This is a genomic window from Rickettsia endosymbiont of Pantilius tunicatus (assembly GCF_964291875.1).
Lineage (GTDB): Bacteria > Pseudomonadota > Alphaproteobacteria > Rickettsiales > Rickettsiaceae > Rickettsia.
The window spans coordinates 666,850-686,140 of the sequence record NZ_OZ198175.1; the positions used below are offsets into that span (position 1 = coordinate 666,850).

Below are 19,291 nucleotides of genomic sequence, written 5' to 3' on the forward strand. Positions count from 1 at the left end.
GCTTTTCGATACATGCCGCAAAGTCAGCTCGCAATGACCTTATGATTCATCCCTCTTATAATTTAAAATGGCATAATCTTTCGTTATAGTGGGGAAGAAATCTTTATTAAAAGGTAATAATTCGGTTGTTTTATCTAAAAATTCTACTTCTACTATATCACCAGCACCAAAATTTAGGATATGTTTAATTTTGCCAATTTCAGTATGGTTATTATCTAATATTGATAAATTATTTAAATCAGTTATATAAAATTCATCTTCTTCTAGTTTTGGTAAACTTGAACGTAAACAAAATAATTTATAGCCTTTTAAATTTTCTGCTTCATTGCGAGTAGATATATTATTAAATTGGCAAATTAATTCACCTTTAGAATTTTGTTTAATTAGATTAATATTTACTTTTTCGCCTGATTCGTTTACTAATTCTTTTTCAGTTATTTTTATAGCAGGATCAGTAAAAGATCTTAAAATTACATGTCCTTTTATCCCATGGCATGATTTTATTACACCGACTAAAATTAAATTTTTTAAGGAATCCATTAATTTACCTTTAAATTTTGATAGTTATATATAATAATATAATTAAAAACTTTTTTATAGATATGATAAAAAAAATAATTGCTAGCATAATAATTTCTTGCTCCTTATTACTATTTCTTTTTTTTGGTGCATTGTCTCTAGTTAATTATAATTCTGTTGCAAGTAATTTCACTAGCCGCTTAGGAATTGCCAATGAGAATATCGGAAAAATAAAGATAAATAAATTCCCAATACCTTATTTAGCTATTGAATCGATAAAGGAAGAAGGAAAATTAGATTTAGAAGAAGTTAAAGTCTATTTCTCATTCTGGTCGCTTATAAAATTTAGCCCTCAAATTAGTAAGTTAGAAATATTAGATTCTAAGATTTATACAGATTCTAAGATGCTTAATATTTATAATAATGAAGAGCTGATAGATAAGTTTTTTAAATATAAACTGCAAAATATAAATCTTAATGTTACTAACCTCAATATTATTAATAAACAAGATTATTCCATTTTAAATTTTTCTAATTGTTCATTTAAAAAGGAACATTTATCATCTAATTATATATTTAAAACTACAAGTAATGAATTAGGAACAATTTCAGGCTCAATTAATAAGAGTGAGAATGTAGTAAATTTTAGCTTTGATATTGATAATAAAGATTATAATTTTAAATTATCACAAGTTTATAAGGATTCTAAGCTTGATGGTGGTAATGGTGAATATAATATCAAAAATCTAGCATTAGCAATGTATAATATACTACCGGATTTAAGCCATATTTTAAATAAGCTGAATCAAACAAGTGCAGTAAATGTTAAGTTTAATATTTTAAATTCAGAAGATGCAGTAGAGTTAAAAGATATAGTTGTGGAATCACCATTTATTACAGGAGGTGGTGCTAGTAGTATTGCTAAAAATAATACTACTACTGGTACTGTTAATTTAAATTTTTCTAAAATAGATTTAAATTCAATAGTCTCTTCAAATACTCCGGTAACATTTGATACTGCTCCATCGAATATTAGATTTATTTTTGCGGATAAGTTGCTTAAAATCAATATTGTAATTGATGAAGTAATTTTAAGTAATAATACTGCATTAGAGAAAGTAACATTTACTTCTAGCTTATCAAAAGGTACTTTAAAAATAGATGAATGCTTAGGAAGTATTAAACCAGGTGGTGAGTTTAAGCTTCTAGGGAATGTAACGCAAAATTCTATTAGAAGTATGTTTGATGGACAAATATATTTAAAGCATAATGATTTTAATTCGTTGCTAAATATATTAGGATTTGCTGATATCACAGTTAAAGATGCTATACCATTTACTCTATCGTCTGAGTTAAAACTAACCTTAATAGATTTATTTTTTAAAGATTTATTACTAAAGACGGATAATTTAAATTTATCAGGGAATTTTTCTGGTAAATTTATTGCTCAAACCCCTCATTTAAATGCTACACTTAGTATATCTTCCTTAGATTTAACAAAAAATAGTTATCCAGTAATTTCACCTTTTATCGAATTTGTACAGGGATTGACTAAGGATATGAAGAGTCTAGATTATCCAAGTAAGTTTATCCCGATTAGAACGAATCCTTATATAATTAATTTAGATATTTTAGTAGATGGTGTTAAATATAATGATCAAACCTTTGATAAGATGAATCTACTTGCTAAAATTTCACCAGCTAATGTAAAAATTAGTAATCTAGATTTTAAAACAAATAATAGTTACTTATCAACTAGTTGGAATTTGGATGCTTCTAGCGTATTACCATCTTTAACTGTAGAAATTAAAGATGGTAGTGTAAGTACTGATTTATTATCACCTGCAAAGCTACTTGATTTAAGAAATAAATTAGTAAATGATTATAGTTTGGATAAAGTTACGCTACAAATATATGGTAATCTATCTAGCTTGTCGCAAAATGATTTAGTATTAAAAAATGTTAAATTCTATGCAGTAAATAATAGTAATTTACTACAATTCAATAATATTGAAGCAGACTTATTAGGTGGTAAATTGCAAGGTAGTGGTAATATTTTGCTAAATCCTTACTCTCTTAATTTTGTATATGCATTAAACACAATAGATTTAGATAAAGCTTCAGCACTTTTACCTAAAATATTTGCTACTTCAGAAGGTGAGATAAGTATCAGTGGTAGTTTTTCTACTAACGGTAATACACTGCAAAATCAATTATACAATCTTACTAGTAAATCACAATTTGCTATAAATATCATCACCGTTAATAACTTTAACATTGATTCTTTTATACAAAAAATTAACAATCTTGATTATAATGCATTGAATCTCGATAAAGATATAAATAGTGCAATAACGACAGGACAACAAAGAATTACGGGTATAAGTGGTAATATTGACTTACAAAAAGGTATTGCTCTTTTAAAAGATATAAATTTTGTTACACAATATAGTACAGGAGCCGCATCTTTCGCAGTTAATATATATAATTTTGATATGGATTCGTCAAATATGCTATCTTTTTATATTCCGTCTAGCCTTGTTAAATCTGATACAAAAAACACTAATTCTAATGCAGATAAGAGTGTTTTAAGCAATCTTAGTTTGAAAGTACAAGGAAGTATGTTTGCTCCTAAAAAGACCTTTGATAGTAGTGAATTAAAAAAATTGCTAATATCACCAACAACTACAGAGGCAACTGATTTAGTTAACCATTAAAAATAAAAACACATGACTACTAATAAAAATTTAGACGAAAATATTAGCTTTGAAGAAGCTTTAAGCGAACTTGAAGAAATTGTAAAAAAAATAGATAACGGGCAAGAGACTTTAGAAGCAGCAGTGAATAGTTTTGAGCGTGGTATTTTGCTTAAAAATCACTGTGAAAAGAAACTCAAAGAAGCCCGTTTAAAAATTGAGAAAATTTCTAAGCTTGCAGACTCTACAATAACCTTGGAGGAAGTGGAGGTCTAAATACAGTAAATTTTTTAAAATAAAAGCTCGATGTTATCTCGCTTTATGCTGGATTCCCGCTTTTGCGGGAATGACATTGTATAGCAGCTAACTATTTAAAATGATACAAACATAAATATTATTCTATGCCTGACCAGATAATTGATTTTATTTATGACATTCCTAATATTGTCTTATTTCTTATAATCAACATTATTTTAATGGGGTTTTGCAGTATATGCTTATATCTCTCTAAATATATTATTCCAACTAATTTCCAAAGAGAAGAACTAGGCAGCCTTGGAGGATTTTTATCAGGTGTAGTAGGAAGCATGTATGCAGTATCAACTGGTTTTGTATTAATATATCTGCTTGGTAATTTTAATAAGGCTCAGGAAGTAGTAGCAACCGAATCTACAATATTGATGAGACTTGCAGATAGTGTTAGCTGGCTTCCCCACGAGATGAAACCTGCAATTTATGCAGATATTAAAAATTATGCACAAAATGTAGTAGGGCGTGAATGGCAGTTAATGAGAGAGGGTAAAAAAAATCGGTCATGAGGCTCTTAGTTTCCTACAAGATATTACTAGTCGTCTTAAAGATTATAAAGTAAATGATCAGATGCAATTATTTATCAAGAAAGAAATAGTTAAAGAGATCAAAGAGCTTTATACTATCAGGTATAATAGGATTAAAATGTCTTATTTTTCCTTAAATGTTCAATATTGGGTAGTCGTATTTATTATGACTACTAATTAACCTAATTTTTATTTGTATGCTTGGGATTAGGGTCTACTTGCATAAAATTTCAGTCATGTTAGTTTGTATAACCTCCGGTTCTATGATTTTCTTATTATTTATATTAGATAAACCTTTCCGTGGTCCTTTTGCAGTTAATCAATATGATCTTAATAAGGCTATTACATATATTGAACGTTTGGAGTAAAGTGTTTTTTGTCGTCATTGCGAGGAGATGCGTAGCATCGCCGTGGCAATCTCGTTAAGCATCCTGAGATTGCTTCGTCAAAACTTGCAGTTTCTTCTCGAAATGACGTTTTCTAATTTTTAAAGCAAAGCACATGCATATATATAAAAACAATTTTCATAGAGGCTCATTTAATATTTGGGATCTATGTATAATAGTAATTGTATCCGGAATTATATTTGCAATAGGTAAGGGACTGCATGAAATGGATTCATCCATTGTGGCTATTGCAAAAAATGAAATATATTTAGATCCAGTCCATTTATTAGAATATACGCTGCAAACTACATAACGAATGTTTATAGCAATTATTATTTCGTTGATCACTGCTATAATATACGGGACTATTGCTGCAAAATATAAAACAGCAGAAAATATTTTAATACCAATATTAGGCTTTTTAACATTTACTGTTACATGGTTTGTATTGATATTTCCAAATAGTAGTTTAGGTATAGAATGTGCAGTAATATTTGCTACATTTACTAACCAAGTACCTAATATAGCCTTTAGCTTTTATCAATCACTTAAAACTATCCCAAATGATTTAATCGAAGCAAGTATAGCTTAATGCGATAAGGTAGTGACTTTTTCAAGAGCATAGTAAACCGCATCAAAAAAGTGCTCAAAATTATAAACAGTTTTTCTTATTTCGTTCTTGATTTTAAACCAGTAATGCTCAATAGGATTTAAATCAGGAGAGTAAGTTGGTAAAAATAAAATACTGCAACCAACAGATTCAATTAACGTTTTCACTTTTGTACTTTTATGAAAATTAATATTATCCATTACTACTATCTGACCAGGCTTTAACTCTTTAATCAATATCTCTTGTACATAAGTTTCAAAAATGTCCTTATTACATGTCCCATCAAATATTATTGGGGCAATAATATCTTTGGCAGACACCCCAGCAATCATACTAATCCGTGATTTATGTTGATAGACCCTTTCACCATAACATCTTTGACCGATAATGCTCCACCCGTGTTCTCTACTGACTAACGAATATTAGAAATACCCTCAACGAACATTAAAATTACCTATAAAAAAGAAGTAACTATGGACAGTAATATCGAATAAAAATTTCTTTTTAAGATTTATTTATTATTCGAGAATTACTGATGACATGTACAAATAAACAAGTAGGTATTTTAATGCAAAAGATCAAAAAATATAATCAGATAATTTCTGCTGCAAAAGCAGGTATGAGTGTAAAAACAGCACGTAAATATTTAGGTGTTAATAAGTATCCAAGCGAATTACGAACAGTACGTAAATATAGGACACGTAAGGATCCATTTGTTAAGCACTGGGATGAAATAGAATCAATGCTAGGATCAGCACCGGAGTTGCAAGCAACTACCATATTAGCATATTTGACAGAAAAGTATCATGGAAATTATAATGGAAAGCAATTACGCTGTTTGCAGAAAAGGTTGAAACAATGGAGAGCTGAACATGGTAAGGATAAGCCAGTCATCTTTTTACAAAATATTCTTCCTGGCAAACAAAGCCAGTCTGATTGGACCAATATGAATCAATTAGGTATTTGTATTGATGGGAAACCATATTCTCATTTACTATTTCATTTTATATTGCCTTATTCATGTTGGGAAACTTTCAGCATATGCCATAGTGAAAGTTTTGATACATTAGCATCAGGGTTTGAAAAAGCTGTATGGGAGTTAGGTGGAGTTTTACCAGAGCATCGTACAGATAATTTAAGTGCAGCTACCAAGCAATGTGGTAATAGTAGACAATTTACAGAAAAATGGCAAGAATTGCTTGGTTATTACGATGTTGCACCATCGCGAAATAATCCCGGTGTCAGTCATGAAAATGGTTCTGTTGAAAAAAGTCATGATACATTTAAGCAAGCAGTGAATCAACATTTGCTATTACGTGGATCACGTAATTTTGTTGATTTAAAAGCTTATGAATTATTCCTTACACAAATTAAAGAAAAGCGCAATAGCTGTAGAAAAGAAAAATTAGCTGAAGAATTAGTTTATTTAAAAGAGTTACCAATCAGGAAATGGAATGCACCTACAATATTATCAGTACGTGTTAACCCAAGCAGTACAGTTAGTATTTTATCTGTAGCTTATTCTGTGCCTAGTCGCTTAATAGGTTATACTTTAAAAGCTTATATTTATTCTGAAGAAATAGAGCTTTACTATGGTAACAAATGTTTACAAAAAATGTTTAGAATCAGCAATGGCTATGTTATTGATTATAGACATATCATTGATAGTTTAGTACGTAAACCTGGAGCATTTGCCCAATATCAATATTATGAAGCTTTATTTCCACGTGCTATATTTCGTCAGGTATATGACCAGCTGATATCTATATATCCATATAAGGGGCATAAAATATATCTTAAAATATTACAATTAGCAAAAATGTATGGAGAATTGAATGTAGTTGCTGCATTAGAAATGCTAGTAGAAGAGAAGATTGAACCAATAATTGATCATATTACAGATTTACTAAATAGTCAGACTAAAACTGTTTGTTCAGTAAAAATTAATCAACCAGTACTGTCCGAATATGATCAATTACATTGCTTTAAAACAATGGAGGTCGCATGAGTAAAAAGATAATAACTCCGCAACCGCTAAATAATTTACTCAAGAACCTTTGTTTACCTACTTTTGCATCATGCTATAAATCAGTTGCAGAAAGCTTTGAGCAAGAAAAGAAAACATATATAGATTATCTACAAGAGTTAGCCATACGTGAGTTAGAACATAGACATCAGCAACGTATCGCCAGATTGCTAAAGCAAGCAAAACTCTCTCGAGATAAGTTATTAAGCAACTTTGATATTAAGCGTATCCCAGGATTATCGTCAACTAAGATCCAATATCTTGCACAAGGAGAATTTATGGATCGCTATGAAAATATACTTATTTTTGGTAATCCTGGTACTGGCAAAAGTCATCTTAGTATAGGTTTAGCACGTGAGTGGTGTCTTGCCGGTAGGCGTGTATTATATACAACAGCAGCTAATTTGGTTCAACAATTACTAGAAGCAAAGCTTAGTTTAAAACTTAAGCAAATTATTAAAAAATTCGATTATTTTGAAATATTGATAATTGATGATATATCATATGTACCATATAATCGTGAGGAAACTGATGTTTTATTTACCTTATTAGCTGAACGTTATGAGATGCGTAGTGTATTAATTACTAGCAATTTAGTTTTTGCAAAATGGAATTCCATTTTTAAAGACGAAATGACTACATCAGCAGCCATTGACAGATTGGTTCACCATTCTTCAATTCTTGAACTGAATACTGAAAGTTATAGAATCGCTACAGCAAAAGAAAAAAAATTAACTATAAAATTGGAGGATAATAATATAATACACTAGACAATATTTTTTACTCAAAAATAGGTAATTTTAATATTCGTCATAGGGAATTCTAATATTCGTTAGTCACTCTACAGCTATTATCTTCTATCCCAGATTCATCGATAAATACTAAATCTTGTTTGTCTATAGTTTTTAGTTTCAATATAAACTCATTCCTTAGACCAACATCTCTTTTGGGATGAAGAAAAGTTTTTTTTATAACTATAACCTAATTTATTAAGCAATCTTGATATCGTACTTGCAGATACTTTTTGACTCCAGTTGTTAGCTAGTTCCATGGTGGTTTTATCAAAATTTAATTCTATAAATTTTTTAAATCCTTCTATGTCTCTTATTATTCTACGATGTCCTGTATGATAACCACTTTTTGCTTTGATATCGCCGGTTTGTTTCTTTAATTTTTTCCATTCTATTATAGTCTTCCTACTAATAGAGTATATCTCAGAAGTCTCTTTTATTGTTTTACCATCTGTTAAACTTTTTATTACTCGTATTCTTAAATCGTATGAATATGCCTTTGCCATAAGTTTTTCATTTAGTATAATCTAACTCATACTCTAAGTCACTATCTTATCGCATTAAGCTATAGCGTATTTAAACTTTCCCCACTGAAAAAATTTTTAAAACTTGAATTGCCTTTTGCCACACAAGGACTAATTTGGAATAGTATGATGTCGATGTCTGGTGGTTGGTTTTTACTGGTAGCATCAGAGACTATAGTAATAGGTAGAAATACAATTAGTGTGCCTGGCATTGGTTCGTATATAGCTAAAGCTATATATGAGAAAGATATAATTTCTATAATTTATTCTGTAATCACTATGTTTATAGTAATTATATTATATGATCAAATTATATTTCGTCCGTTAATTGTGTGGGCGGATAAGTTTCGTTATGAAAATATAGTAAAAACTTGTACCCCTAAATCCATGGTTCTGGATTTATTCAAAAAGACAAATTTTATCACCACATATATAGCAAAAATTATCTCTGTTATATTAATACCATGTAATTTTCTTGTTAATAATATAACAAAAATTATCTCAAATCTTTTATCTAAGGTCTATATTATCTTTATAAAACCCATACCAAATTTATTTATAGCTATCATATGGTATGGGTGTTTAGCTTGTTTAGCAATATATGCTGCAAATAAATGCTATGATTTTGTTAAAACAGCAATTAGCTTGCCTGAGTTTTTATTGGTAATAAAATTAGGTTTTTTACTCTGTTAAGAGTAATTGCTATGGTAATTTTAGCTATCATTATATGGGTACCTATTGGTGTATTTATCGGATTAAATAATAGCTATACCGAAAAAATGATGCCTATAATATGTAGAAGTCAAGATTTGATCTTACAGACACTATAAAAATTATATCTGAATATCTGATAAATTATGACTGTCAGATGAGTATTCAAGATATAAGATTTCATTGTTCTTTTCAATAGCTAATTTCTTACTATCCTTAAAAGTTTGCATAGGCGTTTTACCATAACAATATTTTCCTGAATGTGGTCGCTCATTATTGAAATGCTCTAACCAAATATCAAGATCTAATTGTAAATCATCAAGATCAGTGTAGATCCTTTTCCGCATAGCTGTATCAAAGAATTCTTGTGTCATAGTTTTATTAAAACGTTCACACATACCATTTGTTTGAGGAGAATATGCTTTAGTAATAGTATGTTCTATACCTTCGATACTTAGAAATAATTCAAAAGCATGATGCTCTATATTTCCCTTATATTCTGACCCGCGATCTGTCAGAATACGAAGTATTGGTATGCCTTGAGTTTCATACCATGGTAACACGCGGTCATTAAGCATATCAGCAGCAGTTAAAGCTGTTTTATCAGTATATAGTTTAGCATCAGCTACTCTGCTATAGCTATCAATAAATACCTGAGAATAAACCTTACCTATACCCTTAAAATTTCCTACATAATATGTATCTTGGCATCCTAGATAACCTGGATGCTGTGTCTCAATCTCGCCATGGGCTTCTTTTTCGCTACGTCGTTTCTCTAGTACTTGTAACTGAGATTCAGTAAGTACAATACCATCCTGAGCCATCCTTGCTTCTAATGCTTTAAGCCTTTTATTGATATTGTTTAAATCATTACGTAACCAAATTGATCTCACTCCTCCAGGTGATACAAGTATACCGCTCTTCTTAAGCTCATTTGATACTCTTAGCTGACCATATGCTGGATATTCTATTGCCATATCCATTACTGCCTTCTCTATCACTGGATCAACTCTATTGGCTATTATTGGCTTTCTTCGACTAATTTCATACAACGCTTCTTCACCACCAGTTTCATACAGTTCTTTAAATCTGTAATAACTATCTCTGCTATAGCCCATCGCTTTACATGCTGATGATATGCTACCAAGACTCTTAGCGAGTTCTAGTAATCCTAATTTTGGCTTTATTATTTTTTGATTTAAGTTCATTTCTTATCTCCATTTAATAATTAATTTATTTTACTAAATGTAAGATCAAATCTCAACTATTACATATAATACAGATTGCTTCAGCATTTCCTGCTAATTTTTTATTCCCTTTCGTGGTTATTTTTATTTCACACTATAATCTCAATCCTAACATAGCTTTGAGTTTTCTTATGATACTTGGCACGCAATGGTATATTCTCTTTAATGTTATAGCTGGAACTTCAGCATTTCCTACTGATCTAAAAGAATCAGCTAATATATTTCGTGTTAAAGGATGGTTATGGTGGAAAAATATTATATTACCCGGAATTTTCCCGCATATAGTTACTGGCGTTATAACAGCTTATGGAGGAGCTTGGAATGCAAGTATAGTAGAAGAAATAGTATCTTGGGGAAATGTGCGTATTTCTGCAATTGGTCTTGGTTCGTATATTACAAATGCTGCAAATGCTAGTGATTATAGCCGAGTAGCTATCGGGGTAGTGGTAATGTCACTGTATGTTATAGTTATAAGCCGTTTAGTATGGCGTCCGTTATATAATTTGTCGGTAAGTAAAAGTAAGTTGAGTTAGATGTTGTTTTATACTATAGTAAATTAAGTTGAGGTTTGAGTATAGGGATGATATATATAAAGGAAAATGCCAAGATCATATAGTCAAGATTTTAGAAAAAGAGTTATAGGATATGTAGAAAGAGGTAATAGCTGCAATAGCACTGCGATAAGATTTGAAATAGCAGCAAACACAGTAAGGAATTGGTATAAGAGATATAAGTCCGAAGGACATTATTTAGCAAGAAGAATAGGAGGCAAAAAAGGACGGGTAACAAGTCAAGATGTTGAGTTGTACGTGAGTTCTAATCCTAATTTCACATTATTAGAAATGGGTACGTATTTTAATATGAGTTCTGTGGGTGCGTATTATTGGTTAAAGCAACTAGGTTTTAGCTATAAAAAAAAGACTTTTCCTACTTGGAAGCAAGTCAAGAAAAGCGAGATAAGTACCAAGAGGTCATAAAAGATATACCAATAGAACATCTTGTATATATTGATGAAAGTGGTATTGAGATAAATATCTGCAAAGATAGAGGATGGGGCAAAAAAAGCGAAAAACTTATTGGTAAAAAAAGCGGTAAATATTACAACAGAACAAATATCATAGCTGGTTATGTTAATAAAGAGTGTATAGCACCGATGATATTTAATGGAACATGTAATAGACAATTATTTGAAAGTTGGGTTGGAGAATTTTTAATAAAAGAGCTAAAACCTGGACAAGTTGTAGTGATGGATAACGCTGCTTTCCATAAGTCTCAAAGGACCAAAGAACTAATAGAATCAGTAGGTTGTAGGATAATATTCTTACCACCTTACTCCCCTGATCTAAATCCAATAGAGAAATTTTGGGCCAATATGAAGCGATGGATTAAAGCTACAATTACTCAATTTGATCAATTATATAATGCTTTAATTCAATTCTTTAATACGCAAACTTCAACTTAATTTACCATACGTCATTATGAGGAGGCTTTGTTGCGTGGATCGAAAAACGCCTCGGTGTCATACCGTGGCTTGGGAACTAGATCCAGAAAATAATAAAAAATACTAATTTTATTAGTATTTTTAACTGGATCCCATGAATAAATCACGGGATGACAGAAGAGAATGATCCACGCAACAATGCCTTGCGAGGAGCGAAGCGACAAGGCAATCTCAGGATGTTTAATGAGATTGCTTCGTCGAAACTTTCAGTTTCTTCTCACAATGACGACTTTGAAATCGCCTAATTAATAGAAATAATCTTATGACCAATAAAGACATATTGATTTTAAAAGAAATAAATAAAAGTTTTATTGCTCCATCAGGTAATGAAGTTAAAATTCTAGATAATATTAATTTTACTCTTTATGAAAAAGAGATTGTTGGGTTGCTTGGTAAATCTGGTTCAGGTAAATCCTCTTTACTGCGGATATTATCAGCATTAGTACCACCTACAACTGGGGAAGTAATATTTAATAACAAGAAAATTGAAGGACCAATAGAGGAAATTTCTATGGTGTTTCAGAATTTTGCTCTTTTTCCATGGCTTACAGTACTTGAGAATATTGAGCTTGGTTTAAAAGCAAAAAATTTACCATCAGACGAGGTAAGAAGAAAAGCCATAAACGCTTTAAATATAATAGGGCTTAGTGGATATGAACATAATTATCCAAAAGAAATTTCAGGAGGTATGAAACAGCGTGTAGGGATTGCAAGATCGCTTGCAGTTGAGCCTAAGATTTTACTGATGGATGAAGCTTTTTCCGCTTTAGATATTTTAACCGGTCAAGTATTAAAAACAGATTTATTAGATTTATGGTCAGAAAAAACTATATCGTTAAAATCTATATTATTGGTAACGCATAATATAGAAGAAGCAATATTTCTATGTGATAGAGTTATGGTATTATCTTCCAATCCTGGTAAGATTATAGCAGAGATTCCTATTACTTTACCGCATCCACGTGATCGTTTAAGTAAAGAATTTACTTGTCTTGTAAATAAAATTTATGATTTGATGAAGATTAATTTAAAATCTAACAGTGCTGATATTATGTCGATTCATGCTGCTGAGCCTTATAATATGGAGCGAATGATGGAAATATTAATATCTAAGCCGTATAATGGTCAGGCTAGCCTTGCTACTCTAGCTAAGTCGTTAAATATATCTTCTGATAATTTCTTTAGCATTTTGGGAGCTTTGCAGCTTTTTCAGTTCATTGAAATCCAAAATAGTGATGTCCATATTACCGGAGCGGGTAGGGTATTCCTTGATAGGGATGCAGACGAAAGAAGAAAAATCTTTGGTAGACATTTGATTGAATATATTCCAGTAGCTGCTTCTATTAGGCGTATTTTACAAGAATCTAAAAGCCAAATGAAAAAGCAAACTCTTATTAGTCACTTAAGAAAAGAATATAAAAATGAAGAGCTTACGAGTCTTCCCAATTAAGTGTGCAAACTTTTTCAAAGGACTAGATTCTATCTTCAAATTTTATTAAAAAATGAGCCATAGCCGCATTCCAATTTGGCATAGGCATTGACCATTTTTTGGTCATGTAATCAATTGCTAAATATAAGCTTTTAAAAACAGCATTATCATTTGGAAAAACCCGTTTATTTTTTGTAACTTTTCGAAGTTGACTATTAACGGATTCCACAGCATTAGTTGTATAAATTATTTTCCTTATTTCTTCTGGATATCCTAAGAAAATCATTAAATTATCCCAGTGAACGTACCAAGATTTAGCAATTTGATGATATTGTTTATTCCATTTAGATTCAAAAGCCTCTAAAGCGGAAAGTGCTTCTTTTTCTGTGCTAGCTGTATAAATAGGTTTTAAATCACCAGCAAGCTCTTTCCGGTCCTTGTATGATACATATCTTAAACTATTTGTAATTTGATGTACAATACATAATTGATGCTCCGTCTTTGGAAAAACAGCACCTATAGCTTCAGACATACCATTAAGGTTATCGCTACATGCTATCAGTATGTCTTGCATACCTCTATTTTTCATCTCAGTAAAATTACCAAGCCAAAATTTAGCTCCTTCATTCTCGCTGATCCACAATCCTAAAATATCTTTCCGTCCTTCTAAATCAACGCCTAAGGCAACATATACTGATTTATTGATAATACGTTTATCTTGACGCACTTTTACTATTAAACAATCAAAAAATACTATAGCATATACTGGATCTAATGGACGGCTCTGCCATAGCTTAACATCCTCTATTATATCATCTGTGATCCCGCTAATTAAACTCTTGCTTACATCAGCTCCATATAACTCCTGAAGCTGTAATTTTATATCTGATAAACTCATACCTTTAGCATACAAAGATAGTACTTTATCATCAAAACCATCAAGTCTTCTTTGACGCTTTGCTACCAATGATGGTTCAAAGCTACTATTTCTATCTCTTGGTACCTCAATCTCAACAGCACCATTCTTTGTAATTAGATTCTTTGTATTATAACCATTACGTGAATTCTGGGCAGCACTTTGATTATACTTGCTATATCCTAAATGATTATTCATCTCAGACTGTAAAGCTCTCTCTACAAGACGCTTGGTCAGTTCTTTTAATAAACCATCCTACGCAAATAAAGTTGATACATCTGTATCATTATTGATCAATAAATCTATCGCTTGATCCATTGCAGCATTTTGTTTCTCTGTCATTGTAATTTCTCTTTTTGTTATATTTTCTTTTATATAACCTTTGGGAAATTTACACACTTATTTGGACAGAGCCGAGCTTACAAACATATTAAATACTGTAACAGAGTGGGGACGTTACGGAAATCTATTTACCTATAATAGCTTAACTCAAATATTTAATTTAATATAGCTTCAACTGTTTCAGGATTTAAACTTAATCTTTTATGAATACGAAAATTTTGCAGGCTCATTTATAATCTCACATAGCTACTATGTGAGATTATGTGAGGAAGTCAATATTAATCTATAAATTTACTTTAATTTTTAAAGAACCTTGGTTAGCAATATATTTCTTTGCAAGAGATAGATTATATCTAATACCTAGTTCTAACATATTATATCTAGTTGAAACACCACAGCCTACATTATAAAGAGCTTTTGCTGGTTTAAATCCAATTGTTGTAAGCGGTTCGTCATTTCCATCAAGATATGCAGCGATATTAGGGGTTTTATTATTAAAGTTATAATTTATAAAGCCATGTAACTCAGGTTTTAATATTATATTTTCTACAAAGAAATTAGTTGTACCTTTTAATCCGATTATCCCCTCAAATTTATTATATGAATTTCTTCTAACTGATAAATTTTGGAAAGTAGTACCGTTTTCGTTATAGCTGTTATTTTTAAATGTAGCATAACGAATTCCAAGCATAGGAGTTAAGGTTGTAAGGTTAGAATTAGGTATGACATAATTATAACCTCCAAGTAATTCACCACTATAAAAACTATTGGTAAATTGTCCTATAGCAGTTTGATTACCTGTAGAAGTAATACGTTTTTCCTTATTTTTTATTCTATTTCTACCATACGAACCTATAAACTCAGCAAATAAGTTGTTTTGTAGCCAGTTATAAAGCCCGTAAACAGAAAATATATTACTTGTAGCTTTAGTTTTATCACCAATTTTAGTATTTTTATGGCGTAATTTACTCTCTGCTCTAGTATAAGCAGCACCAAGTACTATAGAATCATCGACTGCATAATCAATCCCTATTATACCACCGCCAGTATTGGATTTATAACCACTTGCACCATTTTTAGATTTTTGTGTTGCGATGCCATAGAATGGTACACCCCAAACGCCAGTACCGATATTATCTTCATCACCGGCAGCAGTTGCGGCTTGAGTTCTATTAATAGTACGTCTTCTACCGCTAGTATTATTATTTTTAAGAGTTGAATTTGGTTCATTTAGTCCGCTTAATCTAGTTTCGTCTCCTAATTCTTCTAATCGTCCAAAAATTCCTTCTGAGGTTAAGTTATCCATGTTTATAGCAACATCGGTTAATATATTTTGGAGTTCCATATTAGTAAATTCTCCAACTCCCTCACTAACTTCTGCAATATTTACTCTATGACCTAAACGATCTAACGTTTCAATCATAGTATTTGTAGGCATAGCTTCTAGATCTTTCTTTAATTGTGCAGCACTACTAGTAGTGTCAGAATCCTTAACATTATTAGCTAATTGTGTTGCTATACCGCTAGCTATAGGATTCGTTATAGGGTTTATTACAGATAGATCTAAACCGCCAGAGCCATTACCACCGCCACCGCCATCTACATCATCTGCAACTAATGCAAATCCAGTACCATCACTAACCCAATTTACCCATTTATTTCCTGTATCGCTAGAATTAATAGTTACATCGCTGTTAGGATACGGGGAAAAAGTTGCTCCCTCATTAAGAGTAACTATTTGATGCTTATCACCTTTTGCAATTTTAGTTGTATCTGATCTTGATACTACATTGATTATTATTTTATTTAGGTTGGACATATCATAACTTGAATCCTGATCAACTAATATATGTCCACCTGTTTTTAATGTTGTATCAAAATATGTAATAATATTTAATGTGCCATTATGTGTAACATTTCCCGTATGTTTTAACTCATAATTTGCTAAATCTAAAATGGCATCTGTTACGTTTAGGTCACCCTCCACCACTGAGTTAGCTGTTAAAATTAATTTTGCTTTATCAGCTATTAAAGTACCTGCTTGTATATTTTTCTCAAGTATAACAGACGTGTTAGGTGAGAATTCTAATCGTTGTACATTTTTAACTTCTTCTTTGAACCAAACATTTTGATCAAATTTTACAGTACCGCCATTATTAATTGGGGCATTCACTAAAACTGCATCTTTGAATTCTGCAGACGAAGTAGAATCTGCAAAATTAAAATTACTTGCCGCAACATCGGTTAAATAAGTAAATAATTGAAGTGAACGAGGTAGCGGTGTACCATCTACTATGGCGTTAGGGAGGTTTAAAGTCTTAGGATTTGTATTATTAGTTCCACGATCAAAATTAACAGTCTTACCTGAATCAATATTAACATTGCCAGCATATAGATCACCTTTGACAGTATTATTACCGCTAAACTGAACGTTTGCTAAACTTTTACCCGTTGCTACCTAAATCATAACTACTAGCACCATCAATATTAAGTTTTACATTACCTTGTCTGTTATTAGCAGTAGTTACACCTGAATAGAACTTATCAGTATTAATATTGACTAAGCCATTGCCTAGTAACTCTATTGATTTTAATTTATTAGTATCAGTACCTATTGCTCCATTTGCTGTAAAGTCGGTTACTGCTATTGTATGAGTATTATTTCCTGCTGTAGTAACGTTTGTAACATTACTTGCTGCATTTAAAGTTAAAGTTGCTGCGTTGTTTGCATTAGAAAAGTTAATATTTTGAGCATTTAAGCCGCCTGAAATTTTAGCATCGCTATTTGCTACTTCTATAGTATTAAGAGAATTATTAGCCCCAATAGTAGATGTTATATTAATAGGTGCTGGGTTATTTAATTTTAAAGTACCGCTATTAGTATTATCACTAGAAATATCGGTAGCAGTTAAATTATTCTTAACTTCTACAGTAGCACCATTTAATAGAACAATATTGCCACTATTAACAGTATTGCCAAAGCTTACACTACCTGCTTGCACTGTAATATTACCGACCGCTGCACTTGAACCTATACTATCACTAACACTACCGCCATTTGTAAAGATTAGATTTACAACCTGACCGCCGCTTGTATTAATGCCGCCAGTTAAATTAGTGCCTGCTGCAAAAGTTAGGTTATTATTACCATTACCCTGAATTTCGCCGATAGAGTAGTTACCGCCAGCAGTTAAAGATACATTGCCTGCTCCAGCTTTTAGCATAGCTATATTAGTAATTAAATCGGTAACTTGTCCCGCACCTAGGAAAGTTAATGTACCATTCTGACCAGTGCTTGTAACAGTTCCATTAATATTTACTCCATCAGCAAGATTTATTACACCTGCATTACCTTGGAAGTCTACCTTACCGTTTATATCACCTGTTGCTGAGTAAACTGTCTCATATTCAAAATAAATATCTGAATTTACTCCTTTTAATTCTATGCTATCAACATCTAGTACAATTTTTTCAACAAATATATCGGCATTTAATTTAACTATACCATCACCAGTACTAATGAAAGCTATCTCTTTTAATCTGCTGCCGTCTATACCAAGCGTATAACCATTACCACCATCAGAAATTATTAAATCTTTAGCACCCGCAGTTAATTTTAGTTTACCGCACTGATCACCGCCTGGATTTAAAATTCCTGTTAAAGTGATGGTTCGATCAGTAATAGTTGAGCTATTTTGAAGATTTAAGGCAGAATCTGCATTAATAAATTTCATTTTAGTAGTACTTAAATCAAAATCTCTACTTTCTGCATCTAAGCCGTAAGTAGCTGCTCCATTTGCTCCTGCTTCACCTATAACTATATTTTGAATTAAAGCTGATGTTAAACTTTGATCAGTAAGATTTGCTCCAGCTTTAATGTTTAACTGATTGGTATCATGAACGTCTAAATTATCACTAATTGTAACATTACCCTTAATATTTAAAGCAGTAAGTGCATTGCCAGCCGTACCAAGTGTTGCACCATTTTGACCACTTACAGTTAAATTTGCAGTACTACCATCTAAAGAGACTATACCACCGCCACCAGTAAAGCCTGCTAAGCTAGCGGCAAATGTAGTAGTTTGTTCTACTGGAGCAGATATTACTAACTCTGAATTTGCATTATTAAAGTTAATACTACTATTCGCTATACTTAGAAGAGTGACATTAGGATTATTTTCTTTAATAGTAAAAATTTGTGAGGCTAGATTGTTTCCTATATTAATTGTTTTAAGCGTACCTACATTGGTAGCCGTTAATGTAGCTAAAACATTTAATACACCATTATCGCCATTTATAGTAGCATCTAGAATATATTGACCATTGCCGTTAAATTCTAAAGTACCACCAGTTGTTTTAAAATCAAGGTTAGGCGTTTTTAAATTTCCGCTAAGCTGAAGCTTTCCACCATTTATAAAATTGATATTTCCTGCAAACACATTATTATTTAGAGCTACATTCGATGTATTATCACCTTGAAGATTTATAATAGCTGGGCTATTTTCAGCATCAGCACCTATATTTTTAGTTACTGTACCATTACTGATGAAATTTAAAGTACCAGCCACACCGCCAGTGCTTGTTACAATTCCGTCTATAGTAGAGCCGTCACCTAAAGTAAATGTTCCGGTTTGATTTTGGAAATTTACATCACCCTTGAAATTTCCAGTAGAGGTTAAACTTCCAGCTCCGTCATAAACTGCGTTACCTGTCGTATCTTTTGCTATTGCAGCGTTTGCTCCAGCATTAACTGTTAA

The 19,291-nt window shown here is 31.4% G+C and carries 13 protein-coding genes and 4 pseudogenes; 11 read left to right on the forward strand and 6 right to left on the reverse strand.

Annotation, left to right across the window (positions count from 1 at the left end; translation table 11 throughout):
* Positions 1–39: 39 nt before the first annotated feature.
* Positions 40–540: a ribosome maturation factor RimM gene (gene rimM, locus ACICQC_RS03865; RefSeq protein WP_395477454.1), complete on the reverse strand. Its 501-nt coding sequence runs from the start codon at positions 538–540 to the stop codon at positions 40–42.
* Between the two features lie 62 nt (positions 541–602).
* Here rimM and ACICQC_RS03870 point away from each other — a divergent pair, with 62 nt between their 5' ends.
* From ACICQC_RS03870 to ACICQC_RS03885, 4 genes and pseudogenes are all read left to right on the forward strand, one after another.
* Entirely contained in the window at positions 603–3,236 is a 2,634-nt protein-coding gene (locus tag ACICQC_RS03870) for an AsmA-like C-terminal region-containing protein (RefSeq protein ID WP_395477455.1), read from the forward strand.
* Between the two features lie 12 nt (positions 3,237–3,248).
* Complete coding sequence (locus ACICQC_RS03875; RefSeq protein ID WP_395477456.1) at positions 3,249–3,491, forward strand: exodeoxyribonuclease VII small subunit; 243 nt, start codon at positions 3,249–3,251, stop codon at positions 3,489–3,491.
* Positions 3,492–3,691: 200 nt separating this feature from the next.
* Positions 3,692–4,419, forward strand: a pseudogene (locus ACICQC_RS03880) (DUF4239 domain-containing protein).
* Positions 4,420–4,753: 334 nt separating this feature from the next.
* Complete coding sequence (locus ACICQC_RS03885) at positions 4,754–5,029, forward strand: hypothetical protein (RefSeq protein WP_395477457.1); 276 nt, start codon at positions 4,754–4,756, stop codon at positions 5,027–5,029.
* On the opposite strand, the pseudogene ACICQC_RS03890 reads toward ACICQC_RS03885, so the two are convergent.
* Positions 5,026–5,454 (reverse strand): annotated as a pseudogene (locus ACICQC_RS03890) (IS630 family transposase); the annotation flags it as partial. The gene ACICQC_RS03885 and the pseudogene ACICQC_RS03890 sit on opposite strands and share 4 nt — an antisense overlap.
* 128 nt (positions 5,455–5,582) lie before the next feature.
* On the opposite strand from ACICQC_RS03890, the gene istA reads away from it, so the two are divergent.
* Both istA and istB read left to right on the forward strand, forming a co-directional pair.
* Positions 5,583–7,055 carry an IS21 family transposase gene (gene istA, locus ACICQC_RS03895; RefSeq protein WP_395476339.1) on the forward strand — a complete coding sequence of 491 codons (1,473 nt, stop codon included), beginning with the start codon at positions 5,583–5,585 and terminating at the stop codon, positions 7,053–7,055.
* Entirely contained in the window at positions 7,052–7,843 is a 792-nt protein-coding gene (gene istB, locus ACICQC_RS03900) for an IS21-like element helper ATPase IstB (protein WP_395476338.1), read from the forward strand. The genes istA and istB overlap by 4 nt, the downstream gene beginning before the upstream one ends.
* A 152-nt stretch (positions 7,844–7,995) precedes the next feature.
* On the opposite strand, the gene ACICQC_RS03905 is transcribed toward istB, so the two are convergent.
* On the reverse strand, positions 7,996–8,370 hold the full coding sequence (locus ACICQC_RS03905) for a transposase (RefSeq protein WP_395476636.1): 375 nt from the start codon (positions 8,368–8,370) through the stop codon (positions 7,996–7,998).
* 108 nt (positions 8,371–8,478) lie between these two features.
* Here ACICQC_RS03905 and ACICQC_RS03910 point away from each other — a divergent pair, with 108 nt between their 5' ends.
* On the forward strand, positions 8,479–9,081 hold the full coding sequence (locus ACICQC_RS03910) for a hypothetical protein (protein ID WP_395477458.1): 603 nt from the start codon (positions 8,479–8,481) through the stop codon (positions 9,079–9,081).
* Between the two features lie 140 nt (positions 9,082–9,221).
* Here ACICQC_RS03910 and ACICQC_RS03915 read toward each other — a convergent pair whose 3' ends face one another.
* Positions 9,222–10,307: an IS481 family transposase gene (locus ACICQC_RS03915; RefSeq protein ID WP_395476848.1), complete on the reverse strand. Its 1,086-nt coding sequence runs from the start codon at positions 10,305–10,307 to the stop codon at positions 9,222–9,224.
* A gap of 113 nt (positions 10,308–10,420) precedes the next feature.
* On the opposite strand from ACICQC_RS03915, the gene ACICQC_RS03920 reads away from it, so the two are divergent.
* From ACICQC_RS03920 to ACICQC_RS03935, 4 genes are all read left to right on the forward strand, one after another.
* Positions 10,421–10,879 (forward strand): ABC transporter permease subunit, encoded by a 459-nt coding sequence (locus ACICQC_RS03920; RefSeq protein ID WP_395477459.1) that lies wholly within the window; start codon positions 10,421–10,423, stop codon positions 10,877–10,879.
* Between the two features lie 66 nt (positions 10,880–10,945).
* Entirely contained in the window at positions 10,946–11,323 is a 378-nt protein-coding gene (locus ACICQC_RS03925) for an IS630 transposase-related protein (protein WP_395476240.1), read from the forward strand.
* Complete coding sequence (locus ACICQC_RS03930) at positions 11,278–11,808, forward strand: IS630 family transposase (protein WP_395477460.1); 531 nt, start codon at positions 11,278–11,280, stop codon at positions 11,806–11,808. The genes ACICQC_RS03925 and ACICQC_RS03930 overlap by 46 nt, the downstream gene beginning before the upstream one ends.
* Before the next feature lie 301 nt (positions 11,809–12,109).
* On the forward strand, positions 12,110–13,297 hold the full coding sequence (locus ACICQC_RS03935; RefSeq protein WP_395477461.1) for a nitrate/sulfonate/bicarbonate ABC transporter ATP-binding protein: 1,188 nt from the start codon (positions 12,110–12,112) through the stop codon (positions 13,295–13,297).
* 22 nt (positions 13,298–13,319) lie between these two features.
* Here the strand turns inward: ACICQC_RS03935 and ACICQC_RS03940 are convergent.
* Together ACICQC_RS03940 and ACICQC_RS10265 are read right to left on the reverse strand one after the other, a co-directional pair.
* Positions 13,320–14,534: pseudogene (locus ACICQC_RS03940) on the reverse strand (IS256 family transposase).
* Positions 14,535–14,817: 283 nt separating this feature from the next.
* Positions 14,818–17,929, reverse strand: a pseudogene (locus ACICQC_RS10265) (autotransporter domain-containing protein); the annotation flags it as partial.
* Between the last annotated feature and the right edge of the window lie 1,362 nt (positions 17,930–19,291).